The sequence below is a fragment of the Streptomyces sp. SLBN-8D4 genome, assembly GCF_049739545.1.
GTDB lineage: Bacteria > Actinomycetota > Actinomycetes > Streptomycetales > Streptomycetaceae > Streptomyces > Streptomyces canus_C.
Map to the genome: position 1 here is coordinate 6,312,022 of NZ_JBMGQC010000001.1, position 26,431 is coordinate 6,338,452.

General features: G+C 72.9%; 18 protein-coding genes. 2 read left to right on the forward strand and 16 right to left on the reverse strand.

The features are described from left to right. Positions 1-63: 63 nt before the first annotated feature. The 3 genes from RKD20_RS28660 to RKD20_RS28670 all read right to left on the reverse strand — a co-directional run bounded on the left by RKD20_RS28660 (position 64) and on the right by RKD20_RS28670 (position 6,662). The gene (locus tag RKD20_RS28660; RefSeq protein ID WP_424880220.1) at positions 64-2,844 is read right to left on the reverse strand and encodes an ABC transporter permease; all 2,781 of its coding nucleotides are present in this window, start codon (positions 2,842-2,844) and stop codon (positions 64-66) included. Then, positions 2,837-6,031 (reverse strand): FtsX-like permease family protein, encoded by a 3,195-nt coding sequence (locus RKD20_RS28665; protein ID WP_424880221.1) that lies wholly within the window; start codon positions 6,029-6,031, stop codon positions 2,837-2,839. Before RKD20_RS28665 ends, RKD20_RS28660 begins: the two co-directional genes overlap by 8 nt. A gap of 217 nt (positions 6,032-6,248) precedes the next feature. Beyond that, positions 6,249-6,662, reverse strand: a complete 414-nt coding sequence (locus RKD20_RS28670) for a globin (RefSeq protein ID WP_028807510.1) — start codon at positions 6,660-6,662, stop codon at positions 6,249-6,251. A 68-nt stretch (positions 6,663-6,730) separates the two neighbouring features. Between RKD20_RS28670 and RKD20_RS28675 the strand changes: the two genes are divergently transcribed. Beyond that, positions 6,731-7,711: a methyltransferase domain-containing protein gene (locus tag RKD20_RS28675; protein WP_424880222.1), complete on the forward strand. Its 981-nt coding sequence runs from the start codon at positions 6,731-6,733 to the stop codon at positions 7,709-7,711. A gap of 24 nt (positions 7,712-7,735) precedes the next feature. Here RKD20_RS28675 and RKD20_RS28680 read toward each other — a convergent pair whose 3' ends face one another. The 7 genes from RKD20_RS28680 to RKD20_RS28710 form a co-directional block, all read right to left on the reverse strand. Beyond that, positions 7,736-9,460, reverse strand: coding sequence for an FHA domain-containing protein (locus RKD20_RS28680; protein WP_424880223.1), 1,725 nt, complete (start codon positions 9,458-9,460; stop codon positions 7,736-7,738). A 49-nt stretch (positions 9,461-9,509) separates the two neighbouring features. Further along, complete coding sequence (locus RKD20_RS28685; protein WP_424880224.1) at positions 9,510-10,856, reverse strand: vWA domain-containing protein; 1,347 nt, start codon at positions 10,854-10,856, stop codon at positions 9,510-9,512. Positions 10,857-10,954: 98 nt separating this feature from the next. Next, positions 10,955-12,277 carry a PP2C family serine/threonine-protein phosphatase gene (locus tag RKD20_RS28690; RefSeq protein WP_424880225.1) on the reverse strand — a complete coding sequence of 441 codons (1,323 nt, stop codon included), beginning with the start codon at positions 12,275-12,277 and terminating at the stop codon, positions 10,955-10,957. After that, positions 12,278-14,797, reverse strand: a complete 2,520-nt coding sequence (locus tag RKD20_RS28695) for a tetratricopeptide repeat protein (protein ID WP_424880226.1) — start codon at positions 14,795-14,797, stop codon at positions 12,278-12,280. Beyond that, positions 14,794-16,125 (reverse strand): hypothetical protein, encoded by a 1,332-nt coding sequence (locus tag RKD20_RS28700; RefSeq protein WP_424880227.1) that lies wholly within the window; start codon positions 16,123-16,125, stop codon positions 14,794-14,796. The genes RKD20_RS28695 and RKD20_RS28700 overlap by 4 nt, the downstream gene beginning before the upstream one ends. Before the next feature lie 56 nt (positions 16,126-16,181). Then, entirely contained in the window at positions 16,182-17,246 is a 1,065-nt protein-coding gene (locus RKD20_RS28705) for a glutamate ABC transporter substrate-binding protein (protein ID WP_424880228.1), read from the reverse strand. 14 nt (positions 17,247-17,260) lie between these two features. Further along, entirely contained in the window at positions 17,261-18,676 is a 1,416-nt protein-coding gene (locus RKD20_RS28710) for a hypothetical protein (RefSeq protein WP_424880229.1), read from the reverse strand. A gap of 248 nt (positions 18,677-18,924) precedes the next feature. Here RKD20_RS28710 and RKD20_RS28715 point away from each other — a divergent pair, with 248 nt between their 5' ends. Next, a complete protein-coding gene (locus RKD20_RS28715; RefSeq protein ID WP_424880230.1) occupies positions 18,925-19,515 on the forward strand; it encodes an AAA family ATPase in 591 nt (196 codons plus the stop codon). Here the strand turns inward: RKD20_RS28715 and RKD20_RS28720 are convergent. The 6 genes from RKD20_RS28720 to RKD20_RS28745 form a co-directional block, all read right to left on the reverse strand. Then, a complete protein-coding gene (locus RKD20_RS28720) occupies positions 19,503-20,474 on the reverse strand; it encodes an N-acetylglucosamine kinase (RefSeq protein WP_424880231.1) in 972 nt (323 codons plus the stop codon). The two genes, RKD20_RS28715 and RKD20_RS28720, sit on opposite strands and share 13 nt — an antisense overlap. Next, complete coding sequence (locus RKD20_RS28725; RefSeq protein WP_424880232.1) at positions 20,465-21,730, reverse strand: 6-phospho-beta-glucosidase; 1,266 nt, start codon at positions 21,728-21,730, stop codon at positions 20,465-20,467. Before RKD20_RS28725 ends, RKD20_RS28720 begins: the two co-directional genes overlap by 10 nt. A gap of 89 nt (positions 21,731-21,819) precedes the next feature. Next, on the reverse strand, positions 21,820-22,713 hold the full coding sequence (locus RKD20_RS28730; protein ID WP_424880233.1) for a carbohydrate ABC transporter permease: 894 nt from the start codon (positions 22,711-22,713) through the stop codon (positions 21,820-21,822). Between the two features lie 2 nt (positions 22,714-22,715). After that, positions 22,716-23,657, reverse strand: a complete 942-nt coding sequence (locus RKD20_RS28735) for a carbohydrate ABC transporter permease (RefSeq protein WP_020116453.1) — start codon at positions 23,655-23,657, stop codon at positions 22,716-22,718. 2 nt (positions 23,658-23,659) lie between these two features. Continuing rightward, positions 23,660-25,015 carry an ABC transporter substrate-binding protein gene (locus tag RKD20_RS28740; protein ID WP_424880234.1) on the reverse strand — a complete coding sequence of 452 codons (1,356 nt, stop codon included), beginning with the start codon at positions 25,013-25,015 and terminating at the stop codon, positions 23,660-23,662. 54 nt (positions 25,016-25,069) lie between these two features. Beyond that, positions 25,070-26,263 carry an ROK family transcriptional regulator gene (locus tag RKD20_RS28745; protein ID WP_424880235.1) on the reverse strand — a complete coding sequence of 398 codons (1,194 nt, stop codon included), beginning with the start codon at positions 26,261-26,263 and terminating at the stop codon, positions 25,070-25,072. Between the last annotated feature and the right edge of the window lie 168 nt (positions 26,264-26,431).

Consider the following 26,431-nt stretch of genomic DNA (forward strand, 5'->3'; position numbering starts at 1 on the left):
GGGGCGGGGAGCCGCCGTAGTGGCTCGACCGGCCGCGACCGGGGCTGAGGCCGGGGAAGTCGCTCATCTCGCGTCCCCCGCTCTCAGCTCCCGCACCGAGCCCCGTCTGCCCGACCACCATGCCTGGCCGATCCCCATCGCCACCGCCAGCAGCAGCACGGCCGCCGCCGGTACCGCCAGGGAGAGGGCGTCCGTGCGCAACTCCGCTCCGGCCGCGTCGGGTTCGGCCGTGGCGAGGGCGATGGCCGTCAGGTCGATGCCGGGGGACAGCAGGCGGATGGTGGCCCAGCCCGTGAGGGTGCCGCCCAGGGCCGCCAGGATCGCCTGGGGGAGGGACTCCAGCACCAGCAGGCGGCGGCCTCCCGCCCGGGTCAGGCCCATCGTGCGGAGGCGGGCCAGCAGGGCCGTGCGTTCGGGGGCCGTGCGCAGGAGGGCCAGGAGGAGGGCCAGGACCGCGTATCCGGTGCCGGCCGCCACCGCCGTGGCGTAGACGCCTTCCGCGCCGGTCTGGAGAGGGGAGTCGACGTAGCGCTTCCGTTCCTCGGACCTCAGGTGCACGGCCGCCGCCTTGGGAGCAGCCTTCCGCAGCGCGGCCCCGTCCAGGTCCTTCCCCGTCAGCAGCAGGGTCGTCGGCCGTGCCAGCGCCGGGCTCAGTGCCTCGCGGTTCACGATCAGGAAGTCCGGGCCCGGCACCGCCGGCGTGCGGTCCAGGACGGTGGTGATGCGGACGGTGAGCGAGCTGCCGTCCGGGAGGAGGACCGGGAAGGGACGGGTGCCGTACGTCCGGGCGGTGGCCGTGGAGGCCAGGGCCGGGGTCGTGCCGCCGGAGGCCCCGTCCGGCAACCGGGCCGCAGCGAAGGCACCGATGTCCGTCCGGGACGACAGGGCCGCGTAGTCCGCGGGGCGCACCCCGGCCAGCGGCAGCGACTGGGCTCCGTTCTCCGTCTTCGCGTCGGAGACGACGCTCACCGCGGACAGGTCGCTCACCCCCGGTGACCTGCGCAGCCGCTCCGGCAGACCTGTCGGGAGCGGTGTCGCCGTCTCCACGCGCGCGTCGGCGCCGACCGCGAGGAAAGAGGCGTGGTCGCGGGCCTCCTGCACGCCGGCGAGGACCGAGCCGCCGAAGGCCGCCGTGGTCAGGGCGGTCAGCAGGGCGAGGAGGGGCAGGACGGCGGAGGCCGAGGTGCGGCCCGCGCGGGCCAGGGACAGATGGGCGAGGGCACCGCGCAGACGGGCCGCCGGGCGGGCCAGGCCCCGCAGCGGCAGCGGGTACACGCGGACCAGGACCAGCGCGGCGATCACGCCCACCAGCACGGGTGCCAGGGAGACGAGGTCGTCGGAAGCGCCCGACGTGCCGCGCCGGCGCAGCGACTCCACCGCCGCGGCCGCCAGCACCAGCAGGGTCAGCTCGGCGACCGTACGGCGCCGGGACGGTCGTACGGCGGAGATGTCCTCGCGGCCGGTGTGGACGCGGACCACGCGGTGGGCTGCCGCCGCGCGCAGGGGGAGGGCAGCGCAGGTGACGGCGGTGACCGCCACGGCGGCCGCGATCGCGTACCGGAAGCGGCCTTCGGGGACCGCGACCACCGCGGCGGCCAGACCCAGGGCGCCAGCCGGGACGGCGACAATCGCCGTCTCGGCGAACAGGCGGGCCGTCAGGCCCCGCAGGGAGGCGCCCCGGGCCCGCAGCAGGGCGAGTTCGCTGCGGCGGCGGTCGGCGGTGAGTCCGCCCGCCATCAGGAGCACGACGGCGGCGACCGTGCCGGTGCCGACCGCGGCGACCGCGACGAGCGGGGCGATCGACTCGCGGGACCGGTCGTAGGCGATGAGCACCTCGTCGAGGTCGGTGAGGATCTCGGTCTGGCCGGTGATCTGCGTCAGCTCGGTCACCGGACCGTCGATCTTCAGACGCACCCTCCGCAGAGCCGGACCGGCCTCCAGGGAGGCGAGCGCGGACCGCAGGGCCGGGATGTCGCGGGCCCGGAGTGCCTCCTCGGAGGGCGCCAACTGCCAGTAGCGTTCCGGGCGTCCCGGGGTGGCCAGCAGGACCGGGGCCCCCTCGGGGGCGATGAGCAGGGCGCCGAGCCAGTGCATGTCCACGGACGGCGCGGGCTCGCGGACCAGGGCCGGGGTGCGCAGGATGGACGCGGTGGACCAGTAGGCGCCCTTGGGGTCGTGCGGGGTGACGAGGCCCGTGATCCGGACGGGGAGGGTGCGGCCGGTGGCCGGGACGTGGATCACCGAACCGACCTTGATGTGAAGGGACTTGGCGGTCTCCACGGTGACCGCGGCCTCCAGCTCCGGTGCCGCGGCGGTCACGTCCTCGTCCGCGCGCGGCAGCCGTCCCCGGGCGATCGAGGCATGGGCGCCGAGGCCCGCCTGGGCGACCAGGGTCACCTCCGCGGGCTTGCCGGTCGGCCTCGGCAGCCACGGGTCCGGTACCGGGATGTCCAGGGTCGTGCGCACGCCGTACGTCGACTGGCCCGGGTCGAGGTCGAGCGCGCGCGGGACCTCGGCGCGGACCTCGGCGTACTGCCGGGCCAGCAGGCGGGGGCGCAGGACGCCCTCCCGCTCGTGGGGCGTGAGCATCACGGACGGCGGCGGGGCGTACACCTCGACGCTGGTCCGGTCGGGGCGGGCCCGCTCGGCGGCCCGGCGCAGTCCGGAGTCCTCGTAGCGGTCGACCCCCCGGGGGAACGCGGCCGCGAGGCACGCCGTGAGCGCGACCAGCAGTGCGAGCCAGAACGCGGTGCCGGGCGCGGTCCGCAGCCGGGTGCGCACCCAGGGCACGGTCGGGCCGGAGACCTCCGGCTCGGTCTTCCGGAAGAACCTCACCTCACTCACCCCCCTCACGCAGCGCCCGCGCCGGATCCGCCCGCCGCAGCGCCAGCGCCGCCGTCACCAGGAGCGGGACGAGGGCCACCGCCGCCAGCAGCGCGGCCGCCTGCGGGAGCGGGAGCAGGACCAGGACCCGCGGGACCGGTCTGGTCGCCTCGTCCGTCAGCACGATCAGCGGCACCACCGCCCGGGTCAACGCCGTGCCCAGCAGCGCGCCCACCAGCAGCGCGAGCACCACCAGGACGCCCTGTTCCACGGCGACCGCGCGGGCAAGCCGGCGCCTCGGGGCCCCCAGGGCGCGCAGTACGGCGAACTCGGCGCCGCGCTCCCGCAGTGACCCCGCCGCGCTCACCGCGAACCCGACCGCGGCCAGCGCCGCCGCCACCGCGGACGCCGCGGCGAACGCGGCCTCGGGGCCCGTGCCGAACGGGTCGTCGCGCAGCTGCCCGGCGAGTTCGTCCCGTACCACGACCTGCGCGGGGTCCATGTCGGGCCGGGCCCGCAGCGCCGCCGCGACCCTGTCCGACGCGCCCGGCTCCGTCGACAGCCACCATTCGGTCGGCTCCACGGCGCGGCCGGACTTGTCCTGCAACTCCCGGTTCACGGTCCGCAGATCGATCAACAGGGCCCCGCCGTCGTCCGAGACGGTGGGCAACTCCCGTATAGCGCGCACGATCCGCACCGGTACCGTCTCTCCGTTCAGCGGCACGTCCAGGCTGTCCCCGACGGCCGCGCCCGTCGAGGCGAGGAAGCTCTCGGTGGCGACGGCCGTGATCCCGACGGCCTTCGGCTGCGGTGCCTTGAGGCGGACCGTCAGCGACCCCGAGCTCCAGGTGTCGTCCCCGGGGATGAACCCGGTGCCGTAGTCCACGCTCAGCCCCCCGGGTCCCGAACTCAGGCGCGGTGCGGTGGGTTTGGTCCTGGGGTCCGGCGTGGAACTCACCCCGTCGGTCCGCGAGCCGGCCCCCCAGTCGGTCGGCGACGCGAGGCGCCGTACCGTCCCTTCGGTGTCCGTGGCCGTCAACTCGGTGACGGTGAGGCGCTGTCGGTCGGCCTTGCCGCTCGGGACGGTGACGACCAGTTCCAGGGTGGTGAGGGTCAGCGGGCCCCCGGACACGTAGACGTCCAGCGGGTGGGGCCGGCCGTCGGCGGAGAGTTGGCCGGCCGGGAGCCGGTAGGGGGTGCCGTAGGCGTCCACCAGGGTGACGGCGACCTGTCCCGTCGTGCTCGGGGCGGAGCTGTTCAGGGTCGCCGTCAGCCGTAGCCGGGCCGTGTCCGCGGGCACCTTCACCCCCGCGACCGCGCCGTTGGGGCCCAGACCCCGGAGGAACGGTCCGGAGTGCAGGTCGGGACGGATCAGCATGGCGGCGCTCGAGGTGTCCAGTGCCAGCACGGTCGCCGACCGGCTGCCGGACAGGGGCAGTTCGGACCGGGCGGCGGGGGCGGTCTGCCGTACGCCCGCGACGGCCGCGTACTCCTCGGTGCGGCCGGGACCCGCGTTCCCGGGGGCGAGCACCCGCACCGGTGCCCCGGCCCGGAAGTCCGCCTGGTCGGACTGCGAACGGTTCCAGGAGGCGGCCTGTCCGATCGCCAGCATGCCCAGCGCCATCGCGAGGACCAGCAGCAGCACCGGGCCCGCCCCGCGCATGGGGCGGCGGGCGATCTGCCAGCCCGCCAGGGCCGCGGTCAGCCCGCGCCCGCCGGTCGCCCGGCGTTCGGCGAGCCGGGCCAGCGGCGGCAGCAGCCGCAGCGTCAGGACGGTCCCGGCCAGCAGCGCGAGCGCGGGCGCCGCCACCAGCAGCGGATCCACGCCCAGCGTGCCGGAGGTGTCGTCGGACACGGCACCGGAGGTCTGACGGCTGAGCTGGAAGTACGCCACCCCGGCCACGGCCAGCAGCCCCAGGTCCGCCCCCGAGCGCACCGCACCGGGCAGCGCCCGGGCCCGGCCGCGCGCGAACGAGGAGGTCAGCGCGGGCAGGGTCACCGCCAGCGCACACCCGAACGCCACCGCCCCCGCCACCAGCCACACCGCGGGCCGCCCGCCCGACGGCACCTCCAGGTGCAGCCCGATCCGGGCCAGCGGTCCCCGCCCGGCCAGCATCCGGGTCAGGGGAGCCGCCAGCAGCGGCGCGCACAGCAGCGCGGGCACCGCGAGCAGCGCCCCCTCCAGGGCGGCGAGGCCCGCGATCCGGGCACGCGAGGAGCCGCGTGCCAGCAGCAGTCGGCTCTCGCCGGTGCGCTCGCTGCTCAGCAGTCCCGCCACCAGCAGCAGCGCGCAGCCCGCGAGGAGCACCAGTTGCAGGGCGACGATCAGCAGGGTCGAGCGGGAGACGAGCAGGGAGCGGTCGGTGCGGTCGAGGACCTCGGGCAGCGAGGTCGAGGCGGTCGTGGCACCGCCGAGGGAGGACTCCTTGCGCAGCGCCGCGTTGCCCGCGACGGCCGACTTCCGCAGCGCGCCCGAGCGCGCGGTCGTCACCGTGGTGAAGTCGGCCCTGGCCACCCACCCCGACATCCCGACGCTCACCGTCCCGTCGGTCAGGACCGCGGGATCGGCGAGCAAGGGGCCGTACGTCGTGAAGTCGAGCTTGTTGATGCCCCGCCCGTGCAGGTCGTCGAGGAGCCAGTACGAGTCGTCCGTGCGGACCGGCCGGTACAGGCCGGTCACCGTGACCCGCACCGCCGGGCCGCGCAGCCGGTCGGTCAGGGTGAAACGGGCGCCGGGGCCGAGGTGGAGGGTGCGGGCGGCGGTCTGCGGGAGCGCCACCTCGACCAGCCCCTCGGCCGGCCGGGGCAGCCTCCCCTCGACCAGCCGCAGCCGGCTGCGGTCCAGGGCCGCGAAGTGGGTCAGGTCCGGGTCTCCGGACCGCGCCGACTCGGGCCGCAGCGACCGCGGCAGCGCGTACGGGCCCGACCTCAGGAACGTCCGCACGCTCACCGGCAGTCCGTCGAAGGTCTGCCGCGCCACCTTGCGTACGGCGGTGTCGGCGGCCGTACGGCGGTCCTCGGGTACGTCGGCCTTGACGACCAGCACGGTGTCGGCGGCGTTGCGCGGGTCGTCGAGGGAGTGGCGCAGGGCCGCGTCACCGATCGCGCCGGAGTAGGCGGTCAGGGTCGCGAGGACCGCCGTGGTGAGCAGGACCGTGAGCAACGCGGCGGCGATCAGCAGCCGGTGCGCCCGCGCACGCAGGAACACGAAACGCGCGATTCCCCCGAACCCCGTCACCCGGCCCCCCGCCGTGTCGTGCCAGATCTCCGGCGAGGATGTCAGAGGGGACGGTCCCGGGTAAGCGCTTGTAGCCCGGGCTTGACCGGATCGTGACCGCAATCCGGTCCCTCGTGACCGGAATCCGGCAATCAGTGACCGGCAGTCGCTGAGGAGTGATCAGTCGGCGGAGATCAGTCGCCGGTCGTCACTCCGCGGTGTTCACCATCGAAGCGGCCGCGTACGTCAGGTAGTTCCACAGCTGTGTCTCGTGCTCCTCGGACAGGCCGAGTTCGTCGACGGCGTCCCGCATGTGCCTCAGCCACGCGTCGTGCGCCTCGCGGTTGACGACGAAGGGGGCGTGCCGCATGCGCAGCCGGGGGTGACCGCGGTTGTCGCTGTACGTGGTGGGACCGCCCCAGTACTGCATCAGGAACAGCGTGAGGCGCTCCTCGGCCGGGCCGAGGTCCTCCTCGGGGTACATGGGCCGCAGGATGGGGTCCTCGGCCACCCCCTCGTAGAAACGGTGGACGAGGCGGCGGAAGGTCTCCTCCCCGCCGACCTGCTCGTAGAAGGTCTGCGTCTGAAGCGTGCCGCGCCGGATCTCTTTCACGTCAACCATGGTCTCAGACGGGGTGGACGAGGACTCAAGGCTTAGGACCTCCCGCGCGCAGGGTGCAGAGTGGAGGTATGGGCGCGCACGCTCTCGACAGGGACCTCGCCGAACTCGCCGCCGCCGCGCGGGCCGCGCTGGTGCGGGAGATCGACGCGAGCGGGGCCTGGGCCGCCGACCCGGGATGGCGGGCGGCCTTCGAGGCGGTGCCCCGGCACCTCTTCGTCCCCTACTACTACGTCGGCGTCATGGGCGGCTACGAGCGGCGCTGGGGCGAGAGCCCGGACCCGCGCTCACGGGAGAAGTGGGTCCGCGGGGCCTACGCCGACGCCCCGCTGGCCACCAGGCTGCGCGACGGCGAACTGGTCTCCTCCAGCAGCCAGCCCTCGCTGATGGCGATGATGCTGGCCGAGCTGCGGGTACGGGACGGAGACCGGGTCCTGGAGATCGGCGCCGGCACCGGCTACAACGCGGCCCTGCTCGCTCACCGGCTCGGCGAGGACCGCGTCACCACCGTCGACCTGGAGCCGGAGATCACCGAGGCGGCGCGCAGGCATCTGGCCGCCGCCGGGTACCACCCCGTCGTCGTCACCGGCGACGGTGCGCGCGGGGTGCCCGAACGCGCCCCCTTCGACCGGATCATCGCCACCTGCACCCTGGCCTCGGTCCCGACCGCCTGGCTCGCCCAGTGCCGCCCCGGGGCCCGCGTCCTGAGCCCGCTCGCCACCGGCCTGATCGCCCTGACCGTGCGGGACGCCGGGCACGCCGAGGGGCGGTTCCTGCACACGCCCGCCTACTTCGTGCCGTTGCGTGGCGCGGACCGGCCGGACGAGGAGCCCGCCGACCTGGACGCTCTTCCGCGCCGGGCCCGGGAGAACGAGCGGTTCCGGTTCCTGCTGGCCCTGAGCCGCGGCAGCCTCGAACCGCGGGAGGCGTACGCGCTGTGGGAGCGGGAGGCACAGCCGAGTCGTGAGCGCTACGGCATCACGGTCAGCGGGGACCGGGAGTGGGCCTGGCTGGACGACCCGGAGGGACCGTGTACGTGGCCCCTCCGGTGACGTGGCCGTTCTCAGCCGTGACGGCTAACCGCGGCGGATCGTGATCGTCGTCCAGGCGCCGACGTGCACCCGGTCGCCGTCCTGGAGCGGCACCGGCACGAACGGTGTGATGGGCTCCTCGGCGCCGTTGACCGTGGTGCCGTTCGTCGAGTTCTGGTCGACGACCGCCCAGGAGCCGTCCGGCTGCTGGACCAGCACCGCGTGCTGGTGCGAGACGCCCGGGTCCTCCGGCGGCACCGACAGGTCGACGTCGGGGGTGTCACCGGTGGAGTGCCGGCGGCGGCCGATGGTGACCTGGTTGCCGGTGAGGGTGCGCTGCTGCTCGGGGGAGTACGCGGGCAGGTTCAGGCCCGCGGCCTCGGGACCGGAGCGCTGCATCATCGCCATGAAGTAGTCGCGGTCCGGACCGATGGTCGCCGTCCAGGTCGCCGACTGCTGCGGGAAGGACGGGCCGGGGGGCGCGGGCGGGGCCTGGGTGGCGCCGGGCTGCGGGTAGCCGTAGCCGCCGGGGCCGGGGTTGTTGCCGGGACCTCCGGGGCCGCCGGGGGCGGTGGAGGACGGCGGGGAGATGACCCAGTCGTCGGCGCCGCCGCCACCGAAGGGCGCACCGCCCTGCTGGGGCCGGTTGGTCTCCTGCGGGAAGGCGGGCGGGGCCGAGGCGCCCTGCGCCTGGAAGCCCTGCGGGGCACCGCTCGTGCCACCGGGGCCGGCGGGCGGGGTCGGGCCCGGGGGCGGCGGGACCGGGCGGGAGGGGTCCGCACCGAAGTGCGGCGGACCACCGGGACCACCTGGGCCGGGGCGGGACGGGTCGCCGGGGAAGCCCTGCGGGGAACCGGGGCCGCCCGGGCCGGGCTGGGTGGGCGGGCCGCCGAAGCCCTGGGGGCCGCCGGGACCGGAAGGCGCCTGGGGCGAGCCGGACTGGGGGTAGCCGTAACCGCCGGGGCCACCAGGACCGGACTGGTTGGGGAAACCGGAGGGACCGGGGCCACCGGGTCCGCCGGGGCCGTTCGGGAAACCGGAGGGATTGGGGCCACCGGGACGTCCGGGGTCACCCGGGAAGCCCTGCTGGCCACCGGGGCCGGACTGACCGGGACCGCCGGGGTAACCGGACGGGCCGGGACCGCCGGGCGCACCAGGGCCGCCCGGGAAACCGGAAGGACCGGAGGATCCAGGGCCGCCGGGGCCACCCGGGCCGGGGCGGGACGGGTCACCGGGGAAGCCCTGCGGACCACCGGGACCGCCAGGACCACCGCCGGGACCGCCCGGACCCGTGCGGCCCGACGGTTCCGAGCCGAAGGGGATCGGTTCTGCGGGGCGGTTCACCTGGGACGGGCGCGAGCCCTGGTACTCGTACGAGTCACCGCCGCCGAAGGACGGACCGGGTCCCGCCTGCTGCTGGAAGTGCGAGGGCGGGCCGCCGGAGCCGGCCGGCGGGCGCGGGGCGGCCGGGGTGTACGAGGTCGCCGTGTTCGTCAGGAAGTTCCACCGGCACTCCTCGCAGAAGGGCGCACCGCCCTCACGGGGCGTACGGCACTGCGGGCAGAGCTCCGGCTCGGGGTCCGGTACGGAGGACAGGGGACGTCCACCGGGCTGGCCCCCGGGGCCGCCGGGCGGCGGGAATCCGTAGCCGCCTCCACCCGGACCGGGTGGCGGCGGAGGGGGCGGAGGCACGGCACCGGCCATGCGGTGACCGCAGACCTCGCACCAGTCGTCGGAACCCGACTGGTGTCCGTTCGGGCAGGTCGGCATGTCGGCGCTTCCCCCTCTCGGATCAGGGAACTTCTACGTCGGTAACTGTCTACTTCTTTACACGAACAGTCTTTGTCGACCGGGTCTCGAGAGTCATCTCGTCGGCCTCCTCGACCTTCGCCTTCAGTCGCACAGTACCTGTCGTGGCGTCGACCACGTCGACCACCTTCGAAAGCAGTTTCGCAGTATCGGCGTTCCCGGAGTCGTTCGCGAGCTGAACGGCCCGGCCCAGTTTGGCCGTCGCTCCATCGATATCGCCCGCTTTGCGGAGATCGAGCCCTTGTTGGATGGCCTGTGCCAGTTCGGCCTGGCCGGTGTAGTGGGCGACCTGGGGGTTGATCGACGTCGAGGCGGCCATGTCGTCGGTCCACACGGCCCTGACGAGACCCTGTGCGCCCAGGTTCTGCGGGGTGCCGTCGGGCTGCGGGACGACCAGCGAGACCCGGGCGGCGAGCATCTCCTGGCCGATGTTCGCGACCGGGACCTCGACGCAGACGTGGTAGTCACGGGACTCGTCTCCCCAGGAGCCGGTGGGGTAGTCCCCGGCCCGCGGACCGGCCTCGGTGCGGCGGTCGGTGAGCTCCTCGACGGTGGGCGCGACCTGCTTGACGAACTTGATGGTGGTGCCCACCGGAGTCCACACGCGCAGGGCGACGTCCGCGACCTCCTTGCCCATGGCCGTCTCCATCATCTGCGTGAAGTCGGCGGCGAGGGCGGCCGGGTCGGCGACGATGTCGGCGGTGCCGAGCAGGGCGGAGGCGATCCCTGTGACTTCTTTCACTTCCCAGTCGGTGCCCACGCCCCGGGCGTCGCAGGTGAAACGCCCCGCGCAGGAGTCGAGGGAGGCCTTGAGGTCCTCCGGAGCCTCGTGCTCGTTGCGCCCGTCGGTGAGCAGGATGCCGTGGCGGATGGCGACGTCCGCCGAGGACAGCAGGCGGTCGGCGAGGCGCAGCCAGGTCCCGATGGCCGTGCCGCCGCCCGCGCTGAGCCTGCGCAGGGCCTGTTTGGCCTGGTCGCGGGTGGTGGCGTCGGCGACGGCGAGGCGACCGTCCCCCGGATACACCTCCTTGGCCACGTGGGTGCCGCCGATCACCGCGAAGTGCACACCGTCGCGCAGGGTGTCGATCGCGGCGGCCGTGGCGTCGCGGGCGTTGCGCATCTTGGTCGGCGGGTAGTCCATGGAGCCCGAGCAGTCGACCATGATCGCGACCGCGGCCGAGGGGCCCTGCCCCGCCGACCAGAGGTGCGGGGCACCGACCGAGCTTCCGATCGTGCCGCCGCCGGTCGAGGTCACCGTGACGATCGCGTTGACCTCTCGGCCGCCCTCTGGCAGGTACTCGTTCTGGTAGACGTCCATCGCGAACTGCGGCACGTTCGACTTCGAGAAATTGGCCATGCCTACTCAAATCCCCCTCGCGAACCCCACATTCATGGGGCGATGACTGATCGCGGACCGGTCCCCTCCGGTCCGCCGAGGCCTCCCCGTGTACGGCCTCAGGCCGATCCTGCCCCCTGCACGGGGGTCGGGAACGGCACGACGGCCACTGTTACGTTGTCGTGGCCCCCGCCGTCCAGAGCGTGACCGACCAGTACCCGGGCGGTGTGCAGCGGGCGCGCGGCGGCGTCGGCCGGCACGGCCTGGGCCATCTCGTCGGCCGCCTCCGCGTAGTTCCACAGACCGTCGGTGCACACCACCACCACACCAGGCCGGTCCGGCTTGAAGGAAGCGGTGTGCGGGTCGAGTTCGTAGGCGTCCGCGCCGAGCCAGCCGGTGATCGCGTGGGCGCGCTCGTCGGCGTACGCCTCGGCCTCGTTCATCAGGCCCGCGGCGACCATCTGCGCGGCCCAGGAGTCGTCCTCGGTGAGCCGGGCCGGGGGTGAACTGCGGTCCGTGGGCACCCAGTAGACGCGGCTGTCGCCGACCCAGCCGACGACCAGCAGGCTCGGGGTGACGACCGAGCCGACGATCGTGCACGCGGGGGCGTTCTGGTGCGGCTGGTGCTCGCGGGCGGTGGCGGGCTCCCCGGCGAGTGAGTTGACCGCGCGGGAGGCGGCGACGATCGCCTCGTGCAGGGCCTGCTGGGGGTGGGTGCCCTGCGGCAGCGCGGCCAGCAGCGCGTCGGCCGCGGCCCGCGAGGCGGCCAGGGAGGCGTCGTCGGGGCGGGTCGCGGAGGACACGCCGTCGCAGACGACCGCGAAGGTCGCCGGTGAGCCGTCGGGCAGCACGCTGGTGCCGAGGGTGAAGGCGTCCTCGTTGCGGTGGTGGCGCAGGCCGCGGTCGCTGACGGCGGCGATCGGACCGAGCTCCTGCTCCATGTGGTCGCGCTCACGCGGCTGGGCGTGCCCGCAGTTCTCGCAGTAGCCGTCGTCGTCGACGCGGCCCGCGCGGCAGGCCACGCACACCTTGGTTCCTTCGGCAGGGGTGGCCGGTCCGGCGGCCACGCGCGGGTCAGGAGCCTGGAGGACGTACTCGTCGGGCTCCGGCGGCCGGTCGAAGCGCACGCCGGAGGCGGGGGAGACCGGCGACCCGAGCACCGGCCCCGACGGAGGCGGCACCGGCGGCAGTTCGTGCTCGCCCGACGCGGAGGCCCGCAGGTCGGTCGGCAGATGGAGCTCCGCCGGGGGGTGCGGGGCCTGCGGCCAGGGGCCGCCCGGGGGCGCGCCGTTCAGGGCGACGGTCGGGCTGTCGTCCGGCCGTGCCGGGACGGCGGACAGGTCGTATCCGCACGCACCGCAGAAACGGTCGCCCGACTCGACGGGTTCCTCGCAGCTCGGGCACCTCGAAAGGGCGGTCTGCTGGGGCATCTGCGACATCAACTACACCCACGTCCGGGGGCGGTAACGGTTGGCTCGTTCCACCAGGTAGATCCTCTCCTCGCCGCCCTGCGCGAGCCGGGCCAGCGCGCGGTACGAACGCTCCAGGCCGAAGCGCAGTCCTCGCTCGTCCAGTCCGCTGCCGAGCAGTGCCCGTGCCCCGGTGGCGGGGGCGACGGAGTCCTGGCCACCGGAGAGTATCCAGTCCAGGGCCGCGCCCAGCACCTCGGCCGACAACTGCTCGCGGCGCGCCGGATCCAGTCCGTACGCGTCCAGCGCCTCGACCTGCCCGGCGGCGGCGGTCAGGTCGTCCAGGAAGGGTACGTCGCCCGCGGTCGCGGTGCGGCCACGCAGCCGCGCGCGGACGGCCGCCACCCGGGCGCCGGTGTAGTGGATGGAGGACTCCGGCACCGACTCCAGCGTCCGCACCGCGCTACGGCGGTCCCCGGTCGCCAGTTGCACGCGCGCGAGGCCGAACGCGGCGCTCACATAGCTGGGGTCGGTCGACCAGACCAGGCGGTAGTACTCGGCGGCGTTGTCGAGCTGGCCGAGCACCTCCGCGCACAGGCCGAGGGCGAGCTTGGGGGCGGGCTCGCCGGGGAAGGCGTCGTAGATCGCGTCGAAGGCGAGCGCGGCGGCCTCGTGGTCGCCGGTCACCAGGGCGGCCACGCCCCGGTACCAGACCACCCGCCAGTCGTCGGGCCGTTCGTCCTCGAGGCGGCGCAGCGCCTCGTCCGCGGTGTGCGTGTCGCCGTTCTCCAGCCAGGCGCGGACCTGCCTGAGCCGTGACTCCGCCGACGGGGCCGGCGCGGCCGCGAGGGCACCGAGCAGCTCGGCGGGCGCGGTGGTCATGAGCCCGGCGAGGAAACCGGCGTTGGGGTCGGAGGGGTCGACGTGGGGGACGGGAAGCGCGAGGGAGGTGACGAGAGCGTTGACCGGCTTGACGAGGGTCTGGGGGGTACCGAGGGCTCCGCCGCCCGGACGCTCGGCACCCGCGCTGCCCGCGTTGGCGGTCTTACGGGCAGGCAGCACCCGTCCCCCAAGGCGCGACACCTCCCCGTCCAGCTTCGGGAACAACTCCGTGTCCGTGACCCGCACTTCGGGGCCGAAGAGGGTCGACAGGGCGGGTCTGGCGCGGCCCGTCTGCAGGGAGACGACCTCGCGCAGGACGCCCGTCAGCTGTTCCGACATCTCCTGCGCGGAGGCGAAACGGCGGGCCGGGTCCGGGTCGGTCGCGCGGACCAGCAGCCGGTAGAAGGACTCGTACCGGCGGAAGACCTCGATGTTGTCGGGGTCGGGCAGCGAGTCGACGAAGACGTTGGTGTAGCCCTGGAAGTCGAAGGTCAGCACGGCCAGGGTGCGCCCGACCGTGTACAGGTCGGAGGCGACCGAGGGGCCCACGTCCGCGACCTCGGGCGCCTGGTAGCCCACCGTGCCGTAGATGGCCGACTCCTCGTCGTCCATCCTGCGCACCGCGCCCATGTCGATCAGCTTGAGCTGGTCCTCGGTCTGGATCGCGTTGTCGACCTTGAAGTCGCAGTACAGGAGGTTGCGGCTGTGCAGGTGACCGAGCGCCTCCAGGGCCTCGATGCCGTAGGCGCACGCCTGCTCCACCGGCAGCGGGTCCCGCTTGCCGTCGGCCGAACGGCGGCCGTTGGCGATCTCCTTGAGCGACTTGCCGCCGACGTACTCCATGACGATGTAGCCGTCGAGCGAGCCGGTGCGCTGGTCGAGGTGCTCCACGAAGTTGTAGATCCGCACGATGTTGGCGTGCTCGATCTCCGCGAGGAAGCGCCGCTCGGAGATCGCGGCGGCCATCGCGTCCTGGTCGCCGGTGTCCAGCAGGCCCTTGAGGACCACCCAGCGGTCGGACACCGCGCGGTCCACGGCGAGGTAGACCCAGCCGAGACCGCCGTGCGCGAGGCAGCCCGCGACCTCGTACTGGCCGTGCACGATGTCGCCGGACTTCAGCTTCGGCACGAACGAGTACGGGTGGCCGCACTTGGTGCAGAAGCCCTCCGTGCGTCCCTTGTGGTCCCCGCGTGAGCGTCCCACCGGGGCACCGCAGTCGGAGCGCGAGCAGAACCGCTTGCGCTCGGGCACCTCGGGGTTCTCCAGGACCATCACGCGCGGGTCGGGCCGCGGCACCCCGGGCACCTCGACGAGCCCCGCGCCGAGCCGGCCGCGCCCGGTCGAACCGGAGGTCGAGCCGGAGCCGCGCACCGACACGGAACGGCCCGTGGACTTCCCGGAGACCGAGCGCGAGAGCCGTCCCGACACCGATCGCCGTGACTTCGACGAGTGCGAGGACGTCCGCGCGGAACCGCGGCTGGTGGCGGGCGCGCTGCCGCTGCCCTGCGAGTCCCTGCCGTCGGCGGTGCCGCTGGGCACCGAGCCGGCCCGGCCGCTGCCCCCGACGACCGGCGCCAGGCCGCAGGTGTCGCAGTACAGCTCGCCGCCGCCCATGTCCTCGTACGTCCCGTCGCAGCCGGGTCGCTGGCAGGGCTGCTGTTCCTGACTCATGACGACGACTCCCCCCTACGGTCCTCGGGCCCGCTCTGCGGCACCCGCGGGGCGCCCAGCACTTCGGCGACCGCGTGCTGGTAGCGCAGCACGGTCTGTTCGGCGACCCGCAGGTCGCAGGGCGCGCTCCACAGCATCCGCCGGGCCGCGTCGTACCGCTCGATCAGGAACGGGTCCTCGGCGAGGCCGTGCCGGGCGACCTTCGCCTTGTACGCGTCGAGCCTGCCGCGCAGCTCCGCGCGGACCGCGAGCGGGGCGGTGACCGCGGTCAACGACTCGCGGGCGCGCAGCAGTTCGTCCTCCGCCTTCTGTTCCAGGGACTCCAGGAGCGGGGACAGGCGGTGCCACTGGGCGTGTCTGCGGTACTCGGCGGCGGTCGCCAGCTGCTCCTGGAGCGCGGTCGGCGGTCCGCTGACGACCGGCACCTCGGTGGCCGCGATCTTCGCGAGGACCTCGCCGCGCGCGATGCGGGCCTCGGCGAGCGTGCGGTCCGCGCGGGAGAGCACGTCCCGCAGCTTGACGAGCCGGGCCTCGGCGTCCTGCCGGACCGTGAGCACCGCGTCGATCTCCCGGCGCACGTCCTCCAGGGCGCGCGCCTCACGGTCGTACGCCGAGGTGTCCGGCTTGCCGCCGCCGGGGGCCGAACTGCCCGGCGTGGGCTGCCAGAAGGCGAGCGGGTCGGAGATCACCTGCTCGCGCAGCGAGGTGAGGGTGCGGGTGATGTGCTCCAGGTCGTCCCCGGACGGGTGCTCCCCGGGGCGTACGCCGACGGAGTGCGCGAGCCGGCGGGTGCGCTGGAGTTCGGCGGACAGCAGGTCTATCCGGGCGGGCAGTGCGGACCAGACCGCGTCGGCGGCGACGACCATGTCCAGGCTCGTCGCGTACAGCTCGTTCATCCGCTCCACGAGCGTCGCCAGCGAGAACCGCTCGCTGAGTTTGCCCGAATTGCCGTGCAGGGTGGGCGCGTTGGCCGTGGCGGTCGCCGAGCCCGCGACCGTGACCGACTCGCCGCGCAGCAGCTCGGTCAGCTCCGCCAGGTCCTCGCGGCTGGACCAGCGGCGGCGGGAGCGGATCTCGCGGGCGGAGTGCAGCGCGTCCGCGTACGCGTCGAAGTACGCCCACAGCAGGGTGATCGACGCGTCGGCGGACTCCCAGCGCTCCTTGGTGACCCCGGTGAGCGCGGCGCCTTCCAGGAGCCTGCGGCCCGCGTGGTCCTGCAGGGCGAGGAGCGAGGTCTCGATCGCCTCGTGCTCCGCGCCGAGCCGCGCCAGCGCACGGTCCACCTCGTCCCGGTCCATCACCGGCCCAGGGGGTCCCGTGACGCCCATCGATCACCTCTCGCTGCTGAAGGGTTGCTGGGTGGTTGTTCGATTGTGACGATGCGTCAGCTCTTGCGCAGGTACTTCGGTGGCGGCGGCTCCGACTTCGCCGAGCTCTCGTTCAGTGTGGCCGACAGCCACCTGTCGTACGACGCCTGCCAGCCGTCGGTGGTGTCCTTGCGGTAGTCCACCAGGATCTGGTTGACCCGGCGTACCAGATCGTCGGCGTCGCTCTTCATCGCCACGCCGTAGTACTCGGTGGTGAAGGGGGAGCCCTTCAGTTCGACCGTGGGGTCCTGGGCGGCCTGGCTGGCGGCGAGCGCGCCGTCGGTGACCACGGCGTCGACCTCACCGAGCTGGAGCCTGACGAGACAGTCGAGTTGACTGGGGACGGTGGTCCTGAGGTCCGCGGAGGCGACGAGCCGCCCCGCCTTCTTGTCCTCGTCCAGCTGGCTGAAGGCGGTCGAACCCTCCGCCGTGCAGATCTTCTTGTGTGCCAGCGTGCCGTCGTAGCCCTTGATGCCCGAGGACTTGGGGGCGAGGACCTGCTGCCCCGTCTTGAAGTACGGCGCGGAGAACGCCACGTCGGCCAGGCGCTTGCAGTTGATCGTCATCGTGCGCACGACCATGTCGACCCGGCCCTTCTGGATCGCCGGGATGCGCTGGTTGGTGGGGATCGCCTTGAACTGCACGGCGTTCGTGTCACCGAGGATGTCCTGCGCGATCCGGTGCACCAGGTCGATGTCGAAGCCCTCCAGGTCGGCCTTCGGTCCGCCGTTGGGGTTGCGGTAGCCCCAGCGGTAGCTGTTCTGGTCGACGCCGACGATCAGCTTGCGCTTCGCGCCCTCGCGGGCCTTGATCTTGTCTATGGTCGTGCCGTCCGCGCTCGACGGGGACAGCGTCTGCTCCTCCGGGTGCGCCTTGATCGCCGGGTTGTCGCACGGGTTGTCGTCCGCCGCCTGCTCGGCACGGGTCAGTCCCGGGCCGCCGGTGGCCGCGGCGCCGTCGCCGCTCGACCGGGTCAGCGGCAGCAGCAGCAGGAATGCGAGCGCCAGGGCGCAGACGGCGGCCATCGCCCCGACACCGCCCCAGCCCTTGAGACCGGTCCGCACCCGTCCACGCATCCGCATCGTCGCGCCCCCTCTCACCGGTACTCCGACAGCCTGCGCCCGATGCCCAGCACCGCGCCGGCCGCGCCCAGGACGGCCAGCACGGCGGCGCCCGCCGACAGGCCGGTCATCGCGCCCAGACCGTCACCGGCCGAGCGCCGGAACTCTGCCTCCTCGTGCGTCAGGGCCTTGGCGAGGTTGTCGTCGACGCTGTCGAAGCACTCGCCCGTCGCGCCCTTGGGGCCTATGACCCGCAGCAGTGCCTCTTCGTAGTTGCCGTTGTCGTCCTGCTCGCGGGCCGCGCTGTGGCGCTGCTTCCACACCGCCATGTTGCCCTCGGCCGCGGTCACCGGCTGCTTGCCGCTGCTGTCGTCGGCGAGCTTCGACGCCTGGGCCAGGCCCTTGCCGAGGGTGTCCATGTCCTTGTCGAAGTCGTAGTCGTAGGCGTCGTAGGTGACGTCCACGCCCTGGGCGTTCTTCTTGGTCACCGTCTCGGCGCCGCGGGCCACCAGCGTGAGGTTCTCGTTGCCGCGCGCCTTCAGGGAGGCGATCCGGGCGTCGTGCAGGACGTTGAGCGAGCGCACTCCGTGGTCGTAGGAGTCGTTGAGGCCCGCGCGCGCGACGGTGTGCCCGACGACCAGCCACAGCAGCACCACGGTCGCCGTCGCGGTGGCCGCGACCAGGCCGTGGTTGAGGACCCGGTTGGTGCGCCGGTAGTTGCGGTGCTGGGCCCAGGCGAGCCCGGCGAGCGCCAGGACGCCGAGGCCGATCGCGGCCCACGGGTAGGGCGTGGCGTCGGCGTAGTCGGCGCGCAGCCGCTGGTTCTCGCTCGTGTAGAGGTTCTGCGCCTTCGGGAGCATCTGGTCCTGCATCTTCTCGTTGGCGTAGCGCAGATACGCGCCGCCGACCGGGAAGCCCTGGCGGTTGTACGTACGGGCCCGCTCCACCAGGCCCTTGTACTCCGGCAGCAGGGTGTTGAGCTCGGCCACGGTCCGCGCGGCGGGGGAGTCCGGGTCGGAGTTCGAGGCCGCCCTGACCAGACCGGCCGCGGCCAGGTCGATGTCCTTCTCGTACAGCTCGCGGGAATGGGCCGTCTCCTGGCCGCCGGCGAGGAAGGCGCTGGAGGCCGCGGTGTTGGCGTCGGCCAGGTAGCGGTAGATGTCGGCGGCGGCGCTGCTGAGCGGCTGGCTCTTGTGCAGCACGTCGTCCGCGGCGGCGGCCCGGTCGTTGGTCTGCCAGGCGGTCACCGCGCCGAAGAGGACGACGAGCAGGGCGAGCGCCGCGCCGATGATGCGCAGCCGGCCCGGCTCGGTGGTGGCGGCCGCGCGCAGCTGGTCGAAACCCTCCGCGAAGGCCGTACGACGAGCGGGTACCCGGTCCGGCGCGGCGGCCGGCGGGGGTGCCTGCGGGGCCGGGGCCGCAGGGCCCGGCTGCGGCGGCACGGCCGGCATCGTGGGCACCCCGGAACCCGGTGGCGCCGCACTGCTCTTCGGCGGGTGTGTCACTGTTTGACCTCCCCCATGGTCATCCCTCGCCGCAAGTATCGCTGCCGGGACCGACATCCGCACCGGGCTTCACTCGATCTTGATCGGATCGCAGCGGAGCGCCCGTCGGCGGCTCCGCGTTCTGCACCACCCCTTGCCCATGAATACGCCCCCGGAATCGGTTCGGTTCCCCCGGGGCGCGTAGGGTCGCCGTCGTGCGCGGGGTGCGAGTGGTGATGATCGGCGGAACGTCGAACACCGGTAAGTCCACGGTCGCCGGGGCGGTCGCCGAACGCCTCGGCTTCACGCAGCGCTCGACGGACCTGCTGGCGAGACACCCGGGGCGGCCCTGGCGCACGCCGGAGCGGGAGGTGCCGCCGCATGTGGCCGAGCACTACGCGACGCTCGGCGTCGACGAGTTGATCGACTCGGTCCTGGCCCACTACGAGCGGCTCTGGCCCCGCATCGAGGAGTTGGTCGGGGCGCACGCCGGCGGACCCGGCCTGGTCCTGGAGGGCTCCGCGCTGTGGCCGGAGCGGGTCGCCACGCTGGACGCCCCGCACACGGCCGCCGTATGGCTCACCGCCGGTGAGGACGTCGTACGCGCCCGGATCCGTGCGGGCGGGCGCTACGACGAGGCGTCCGAAGGGGAGCGCGCGCTGATGGACAAGTTCCTGGCCCGGAGCGTGCGGTACCAGGAGCTCATGGTGGAGGCCGTCGACCGGCTGGGACTGCCCCGCGTCGACGTCGGAAACGGCATGACCGTCTCCGAGGTGGCCGACGCGGTGCTCGCTCAGGCCTCGTAGTAGGCCCGCACCCTCTCCTGCACCTGCGGGGACGCCCCCGCCCGGTCCAGGCCGAGGAGCGCGGCGCCCAGGACCGGACGCGCCGTCACCACCTGCGGTACGGCCTTCGGGGCGCGGGCCGCCAGGAGTTCGCGCACCCCGTCGTCGAGTTGGGGGTGCCGGGCGGCCAGGACGCTGCCGCCGAGCAGGACCGGGGTCTCCTCGTCGAGGAGGTCGAGGCGGGTCAGGGCCACCGTCGCCATGGACACCACCTCGTCGGCCAGGCGGTCGACGAGCGAGCGGGCCACGGGGTCCCCGGCGGCGGCCGCGGCGAAGAGCACCGGGGTCAGTTCGTGGCGGCGGGCCGGGGCGATCTCCTCCAGGTGCAGGGCCTCGATGAGGGCGTACATGGAAGCCAGCCCGAAGTGCCGCGGGAGCACGCGCGCGAGGTCGGTGTCGACGCCCCGCCCGTCCTCCGCGCGGGCGGCGTGCCACAGGGCCTCCTCGGCGAGGCCCCAGCCGCCGCCCCAGTCGCCGGAGATCCGGCCGAGCGCGGGGAAGCGTGCGGTACGGCCGTCGGGGCGCATGCCGACGCAGTTGATACCGGCGCCGCACACCACGGCGACCCCGCGCGGTTCGGTGATCCCGGCCCGCAGGATCGCGAAGGTGTCGTTGCGGACCTCCACGTCCGCTCCCCACGCGCGCGTGTGCAGCGCGGCGGCCAACTGCCGCTCCTCGACGGGGAAGTCGGCGTTGGCGAGGCACGCCGAGACGTGCTCCACGGAGCTCACCCCGGCGGCGGCGAAGGCCCGCCCGACCGCGTCGGCGACGGTGTCCATCGCCGCCTCGACGCCCACCACCGGCGGCCGGAACCCGCCGCCGCGGGCCGTGGCGAGGACGTTTCCGTCGGCCGCCACGACCGCGACGTCGGTCTTGCTGTTGCCCGCGTCGACGGCGAGGACGCATGCGGTCAGGCCCACGCGAGATGCTCCCGGTTGTGTGCGATCAGTCGGTCGGTGAGGCCCTCGGCGTACGCGTACTGGCCGACGAGGGGATGCGCGAGCAGTGCCTTGAAGACCCGGTCCCGGCCGCCCCGCAGAGCCGCCGCCAGCGCCAGGTCCTCGTATGCCGTCACCTGCGCCATCAGCCCCGCGAACAGCGGGTCCACGGCCGGCACCGCCAGCGGGGTGGGCCCGTTGGGACCCACCGCCGCCTGCACCTCGATCACCGCGTCGCCGGGCAGGAAGGGCAGCGTGCCCCGGTTGAGGGTGTTGACCACCTGGTAGGGGCTGCCGCCCCCGCCGAGCAGTCCGGCGGCGAGGTCCACGGCCGCCTCCGAGTAGTAGGCGCCGCCCCGCTTCGCGAGCAGCCCCGGCTTCTCGTCCAGCCCCGGATCGCCGTACATCTGGAGCAACTCCTGTTCCATGGCCGCCACTTCGGCGGCCCGGGACGGCTTGGTGCCGAGCTCCCGTACGACCTCGTCGTGCGCGTAGAAGTAGCGCAGGTAGTACGAGGGGACCACGCCGAGCCGGTCGAGGAGCGGGCGCGGCAGGTGCAGGTCGGCGGCGATCGTGTCGCCGTGCCCGGTGAGCAGCTTGGGCAGGACGTCCTCGCCCTCGGGCCCGCCGAGCCGTACCCCGGTCTCCCAGGTGAGGTGGTTGAGGCCGACGTGGTCGAGGTGGACGTCGGCGGGTGTGACGCCGAGCAGTCCGGCGAACTTCCGCTGGAAGCCGATCGCCACGTTGCACAGCCCGACCGCCTTGTGCCCGGCCTGCAGCAGGGCGCGGGTGACGATCCCGACCGGGTTGGTGAAGTCGATGATCCAGGCGTGCGGGTTGGTCCGGCGGACCCGTTCGGCGATGTCGAGGACCACCGGGACCGTGCGCAGCGCCTTGGCGAGCCCGCCCGCGCCGGTCGTCTCCTGGCCGACGCAGCCGCACTCCAGCGGCCAGGTCTCGTCCTGCTGACGAGCGGCCTGGCCGCCGACACGGAGCTGCAGGAGCACGGCGTCGGCGCCGTCCACGCCCGCGTCCAGGTCGGACGTGGTGACGATACGGCCGTCGTGGCCCTGTTTGGCGAAGATGCGCCGGGCGAGACCGCCGACCAGCTCCAGGCGCTCGGCGGCCGGGTCGACGAGGACGAGTTCCTCGACGGGCAGGGTGTCGCGCAGGCGGGCGAAGCCGTCGATGAGTTCGGGGGTGTAGGTCGAGCCGCCGCCGACCACGGTGAGTTTCACTGAAGGTTGCCTCGCTTCCGGGCGTGGGGAGCGGTGATCGTCGGCCGGGGGTCCGGGGGTTGCCCCCCGGGGAGATGCCGCATACGTGGTTAACCCTTCACTCCGGTCAGCGTGACGCCCTCGACGAACGCCTTCTGCGCGAAGAAGAACACGAGGATCACGGGGGCCATGACCAGCACGGTCGCGGCCATGGTGAGATTCCAGTCGGTGTGGTGCATGCCCTTGAAGGACTCCAGGCCGTAGCTCAGCGTCCAGGCGTTCTGGTTCTCCGAGGCGTAGATCTGCGGGCCGAAGTAGTCGTTCCAGGCGTAGAAGAACTGGAACAGGGCCACGGCCGCGATCCCGGGCCTGGCCATGGGGACGACGACCTTCAGCAGGGTGCGCAGATCGCCGCAGCCGTCGACCTTGGCCGCGTCCACGTACTCGTTGGGGATCGTCATCAGGAACTGCCTGAGCAGGAAGATCGAGAACGCGTCCCCGAACGCCATCGGGATGATCAGCGGCCACAGGGTGCCGGACAGCCCGAGCTGCTTCGCCCAGAACAGGTACATCGGGATGATGACCACCTGGGGCGGCAGCATCATCATCGAGATGACCAGCATCAGGGAGAGATTGCGGCCCCGGAAGCGGAACTTGGCGAGCGCGTACGCCACCGGGATCGATGACACGACCGTAAGGACTGTTCCCAGTCCCGCGTAGACCAGCGTGTTGCGCCACCAGGTCAGAAAGCCCGGGGTGTCGAAGACCCGCTTGTAGTTGCCCCACTCCCAGGTGTGCGGGATCAGATCCCGGCTCAGTGCCTGGCTGTCGCTCATCAGCGAGGTCAGGAACACGAACACGAAGGGGAGGGTGAAGAAGAGCGCGGCGGCGATGCCGAGCGAGTGGATCGCCACCCATTCGAGCAGTGCCTTGCGGCGGGCGGTGCGCTCGGCGGGCGAGGCCGGCGTCTTCAACTCCACCGGCCGGTCCAGTACTTGGGTCATGGTCAGTCACCTGCCTGGATGAGACCGCCCCGGCGCCGCATCAGGAACGCGGTGAACACCATCGACAGGGCGAAGAGGACGAGGGCGACGACACACGCGGAGCCGTAGTCGAAGCGCTGGAAGCCGAGGTTGTAGACGAGCTGGGGAAGGGTCAGCGTCGACTTGTCCGGGTAACCGGGCTCGAACTGCGTGCCCGCGCCCTGGATCACCCCCGAGGCGACCTTCCCGGCGATGAGCGGCTGCGTGTAGTACTGCATCGTCTGGATCACACCGGTGACCACGGCGAACATCACGATCGGCGAGATGTTGGGAAGGGTGACGAACCGGAACCGCTGCCAGGCCGACGCCCCGTCCAGCTCGGCGGCCTCGTACTGCTCCTGCGGAACATCCAGCAGCGCGGCCATGAAGATGACCATCAGGTCGCCGATGCCCCACAGGGCGAGCAGGGTGAGGGCCGGCTTCGACCAGGTGGGGTCGTTGAACCAGCCCGGCGCCGGGATGCCGACCTTCTCCAGGATCGAGTTGACCGGTCCCGTACCGGGGTTGAGCAGGAAGGCGAAGGCCATGGTGGCGGCGACGGGCGGGGCCAGGTAGGGGAGGTAGAACAGCGTCCGGAAGACCCCCGTGCCCGTCTTGATCTTCGTGATGAGCAGACCGACCCCGAGGCCGAAGACGACCCGGAGGGACACCATCACCACGACCAGCCACAGGGTGTTGCGCAGGGCGGGCCAGAAGAAGGGGTAGTGCTCGAAGACGTAGGTCCAGTTCTTCGTCCCGCTCCAGGTCGGCGGCTTGAAGCCGTCGTAGTGCATGAACGAGAAGTAGACGGTCGACAGCAGCGGATAGGCGAAGAAGACCGTGAAGCCGATCAGCCAGGGTGACATGAAGGCGGCCGTGCGAAGCGCCGACCTGCGGCGCTTCGACGCCAGAGTGACGGTACTCATCGCTACTTCGCCTGCGCGATGTCCGTGTCGATCTGCTTGGCCGCGGCGGCGAGGCCCTTCTTGAGGTCGGTGACCTTGCCGCTCTCGTAGTCGTAGCCGAGCTGCTGGACGGTGGTGAGGTAGACACCGCCGTTGATCGAGGACGGGGCGGTCGTCGAGTTCGGGTTCGCGGCGATCTCGAGGAAGGTCTTGAAGCGCGGGTCGTACTTCAGCTTCGGGGACTTCAGGGCCGCGAGCGTCGAGGGCACGTTGTGGATGGCGTTGGAGAAGCCGACCACCGCGTCCGTGTCCGTGGTGATGTACTTCAGGAACTCCCAGGCCGCGTTCTGCTTGGTGCTGTTGGCGGCGATGCCGGCGATGGTGCCGGTGATGTATCCCTTGCCGTACTGGTCGGCCTGGTCGTCGGGGACGGGCAGTGGGGCGACGCCGATGTCGAAGCCGGGCTTGGCGTCCACGGCCATGCCGAGCCGCCACTCGCCGTCGAGCTGCATGGCGACCTGGCCGGTCTGGAAGGGGTGCTTGGGACCCCACTCGTCGCCGAGTCCCGCGCGGTACTTCTCCAGCTTCTGGTAGCCGCCGAGGTCGTCGACGAGCTTCTTCTGGAGGGTGAAGGCGGCGGCGACGGCGGGGTCGCCGGCGACCGTGGACTTGCCCGCCTTGTCGAAGTAGGTGGGCGAGAACTGGCCCATGTAGTGCTCGGTGGTGGTCTCCCAGCCGTGATAGTCCGGCATGAACCCGAGCTGCTTGTACGAGTCGCCCTGGGCGATCGTCAGCTTCTTGGCGTCGGCCTCGAACTCGGTCCACGTCTTGGGCGGCGAGGTGATGCCCGCCTTCTCGAACGCCGTCTTGTTGTAGTAGAGCCCGTACGCGTCACCGAGGAGCGGCGCGGCACAGCGGTCGCCGTCGAACTGCGTGTACTGGTTCATCGCGGCCGGGAAGGTGGTGTCCGGGTCGATCGACGACTTCTTGAAGAACGGGTTGAGGTCGACCAGCGCGCCCGAGGAGCAGAACTTGCCGACGTTGTTCGTGGTGAACGACGAGATGACGTCCGGGGCCTTGCCGCCGCCCGTGCGCAGCGCCTGGTTGATCTTGTCGTCGGTCATGTTGCCGACGACGTTGACGTGGATGTTGGGGTGCGCCTTCTCGAAGCCGGCGACCAACTCCTTCACTCCCGCCACCTCGGAGTCCGCGCTCCAGGCGTGCCAGAAGTTGATGGTGGTCTCCTTCGACGCGTCGTCGTCGGCGCCGGAGGAGGACTGGCCGGTACAGGCGGTGGTGACGAGCACGGCGGACACGGTCAGGGCAAACGCCGCTTTTCGGGCGGTCGAGGGTATGGCGGAGGAGAGGGCTGTGCGCATGACGGGGTCTCCCAGGGACGGGCGGTGAGATGAGGGTGTGGGGGAGTACGGGGGTCAGCGCGAGGTGTCGAAGACCTCGTCGCGGGTGGCCGCCAGCGCGCTCTCCAGCGCGCCGCGCAGCACGGGGTGTTCATGGACGGCGCCGACGACCAGCCGGGGCCGGGAGGCTGCCAGTTCCTCCAGCTCGGCCTGGACGAGGGCGCGCAGGGTGTCGCCGCCGGCGGTGAGCGAGGCACCGCTGAGGACGACGAGTTCGGGGTCGAGGACGGAGACGAGGGAGGCGAGACCGGTGGCCAGACGGGTGGCGTAGGTCTCCAGGAGCAGCCGGCCCAGGACGGTGTCCTCGGTGGCGGCCCGCCCGACGAGGGCGGCGGCGACGTCGGCGTACGGTCCCGAGGGGATGTCCGCCATGCCGAGCTCACGGGCGAGCTCGGGGATGGCCTGGGAACCGGCGAGCTCCTGGTAGCCACCACTGTTGGCTTTGGTGACCTGCCGTACCAGAGGTGCTCCGGGAACCGGCAGGAAACCTACCTCTCCCGCGCCGCCGGTCCAGCCGCGGTGCAGCCGTCCGCCGAGGACCAGGGCGGCACCCAGGCCGCCCTCGTTCCACAGCAGCACGAAGTCCTCGTGTCCGCGGGCCGCCCCGAGCCGCTGTTCGGCCACGGCGACGAGGTTGACGTCGTTCTCGTACTCGACCGGCATCGGCAGCGCGGCGGCGAGTTCGTCGAGGAGGGTCGGGCTGTGCCAGCCGGGGAGGTGGGAGGCGTAGCGCAGCCGGCCCGTGCCCGGGTCGAAGGCGCCCGGGGTGCCGATGACGAGCCGGTGGACGTCGCCGCGGGCGAGCCCCGCCGCCTTCATCGCGCCGTCGAGGGCATCGGTGACCTGCCGTACGACGGGCTGGGCGGGTCGCCTTCCCGGGGTCGGCAGTTCACAGGAGCCCACCGTGCGGCCGGTGATGTCGGCGACCGCGGCGAGGACGCGCTCGGGGGTGACGTCGAGCCCGGCGGCGTACGCGGCGCTCGGGTCGACCTCGTAGAGCTGGGCGTTGGGGCCCGGCCTGCCCTCGCTGGTACCGGTGGCGAGGACGAGCCCCGAGGCCTCCAGGCGGGCCAGGAGCTGGGACGCGGTCGGCTTGGAGAGGCCGGTGAGCTTGCCGATCCGCGTACGGGAGAGGGGGCCGTGCTCCAGCAGGAGGTCGAGCGCGGCACGGTCGTTCATGGCGCGGAGTGTGCGTGGTGTGCCTGCCATGGGTGCCCCTCTCCGTGACTGCCGGACGACTGTACTGTCCGGTGACTGTTAGGAAGGTTTCCTATCGGATGCACGGAACATAGGTCTGGACCACCCTTCCGTCAAGAGGGGAACGACAAACCGCCCCCGCAGGAAACGGACTCGTTACCTGCGGGGGCGGTCTCGCGG

Excerpts from the sequence above, each read along its gene's own strand:
- RKD20_RS28705 (WP_424880228.1), bottom strand. The coding sequence starts at position 17,246 with ATGCGGATGCGTGGACGGGTGCGGACCGGTCTCAAGGGCTGGGGCGGT.
- RKD20_RS28745 (WP_424880235.1), bottom strand. The coding sequence starts at position 26,263 with ATGGCAGGCACACCACGCACACTCCGCGCCATGAACGACCGTGCCGCG.
- RKD20_RS28730 (WP_424880233.1), bottom strand. The coding sequence starts at position 22,713 with ATGACCCAAGTACTGGACCGGCCGGTGGAGTTGAAGACGCCGGCCTCG.
- RKD20_RS28695 (WP_424880226.1), bottom strand. The coding sequence starts at position 14,797 with ATGAGTCAGGAACAGCAGCCCTGCCAGCGACCCGGCTGCGACGGGACG.
- RKD20_RS28710 (WP_424880229.1), bottom strand. The coding sequence starts at position 18,676 with ATGCCGGCCGTGCCGCCGCAGCCGGGCCCTGCGGCCCCGGCCCCGCAG.
- RKD20_RS28675 (WP_424880222.1), top strand. The coding sequence starts at position 6,731 with ATGGGCGCGCACGCTCTCGACAGGGACCTCGCCGAACTCGCCGCCGCC.
- RKD20_RS28670 (WP_028807510.1), bottom strand. The coding sequence starts at position 6,662 with ATGGTTGACGTGAAAGAGATCCGGCGCGGCACGCTTCAGACGCAGACC.
- RKD20_RS28735 (WP_020116453.1), bottom strand. The coding sequence starts at position 23,657 with ATGAGTACCGTCACTCTGGCGTCGAAGCGCCGCAGGTCGGCGCTTCGC.
- RKD20_RS28700 (WP_424880227.1), bottom strand. The coding sequence starts at position 16,125 with ATGGGCGTCACGGGACCCCCTGGGCCGGTGATGGACCGGGACGAGGTG.
- RKD20_RS28740 (WP_424880234.1), bottom strand. The coding sequence starts at position 25,015 with ATGCGCACAGCCCTCTCCTCCGCCATACCCTCGACCGCCCGAAAAGCG.
- RKD20_RS28685 (WP_424880224.1), bottom strand. The coding sequence starts at position 10,856 with ATGGCCAATTTCTCGAAGTCGAACGTGCCGCAGTTCGCGATGGACGTC.
- RKD20_RS28680 (WP_424880223.1), bottom strand. The coding sequence starts at position 9,460 with ATGCCGACCTGCCCGAACGGACACCAGTCGGGTTCCGACGACTGGTGC.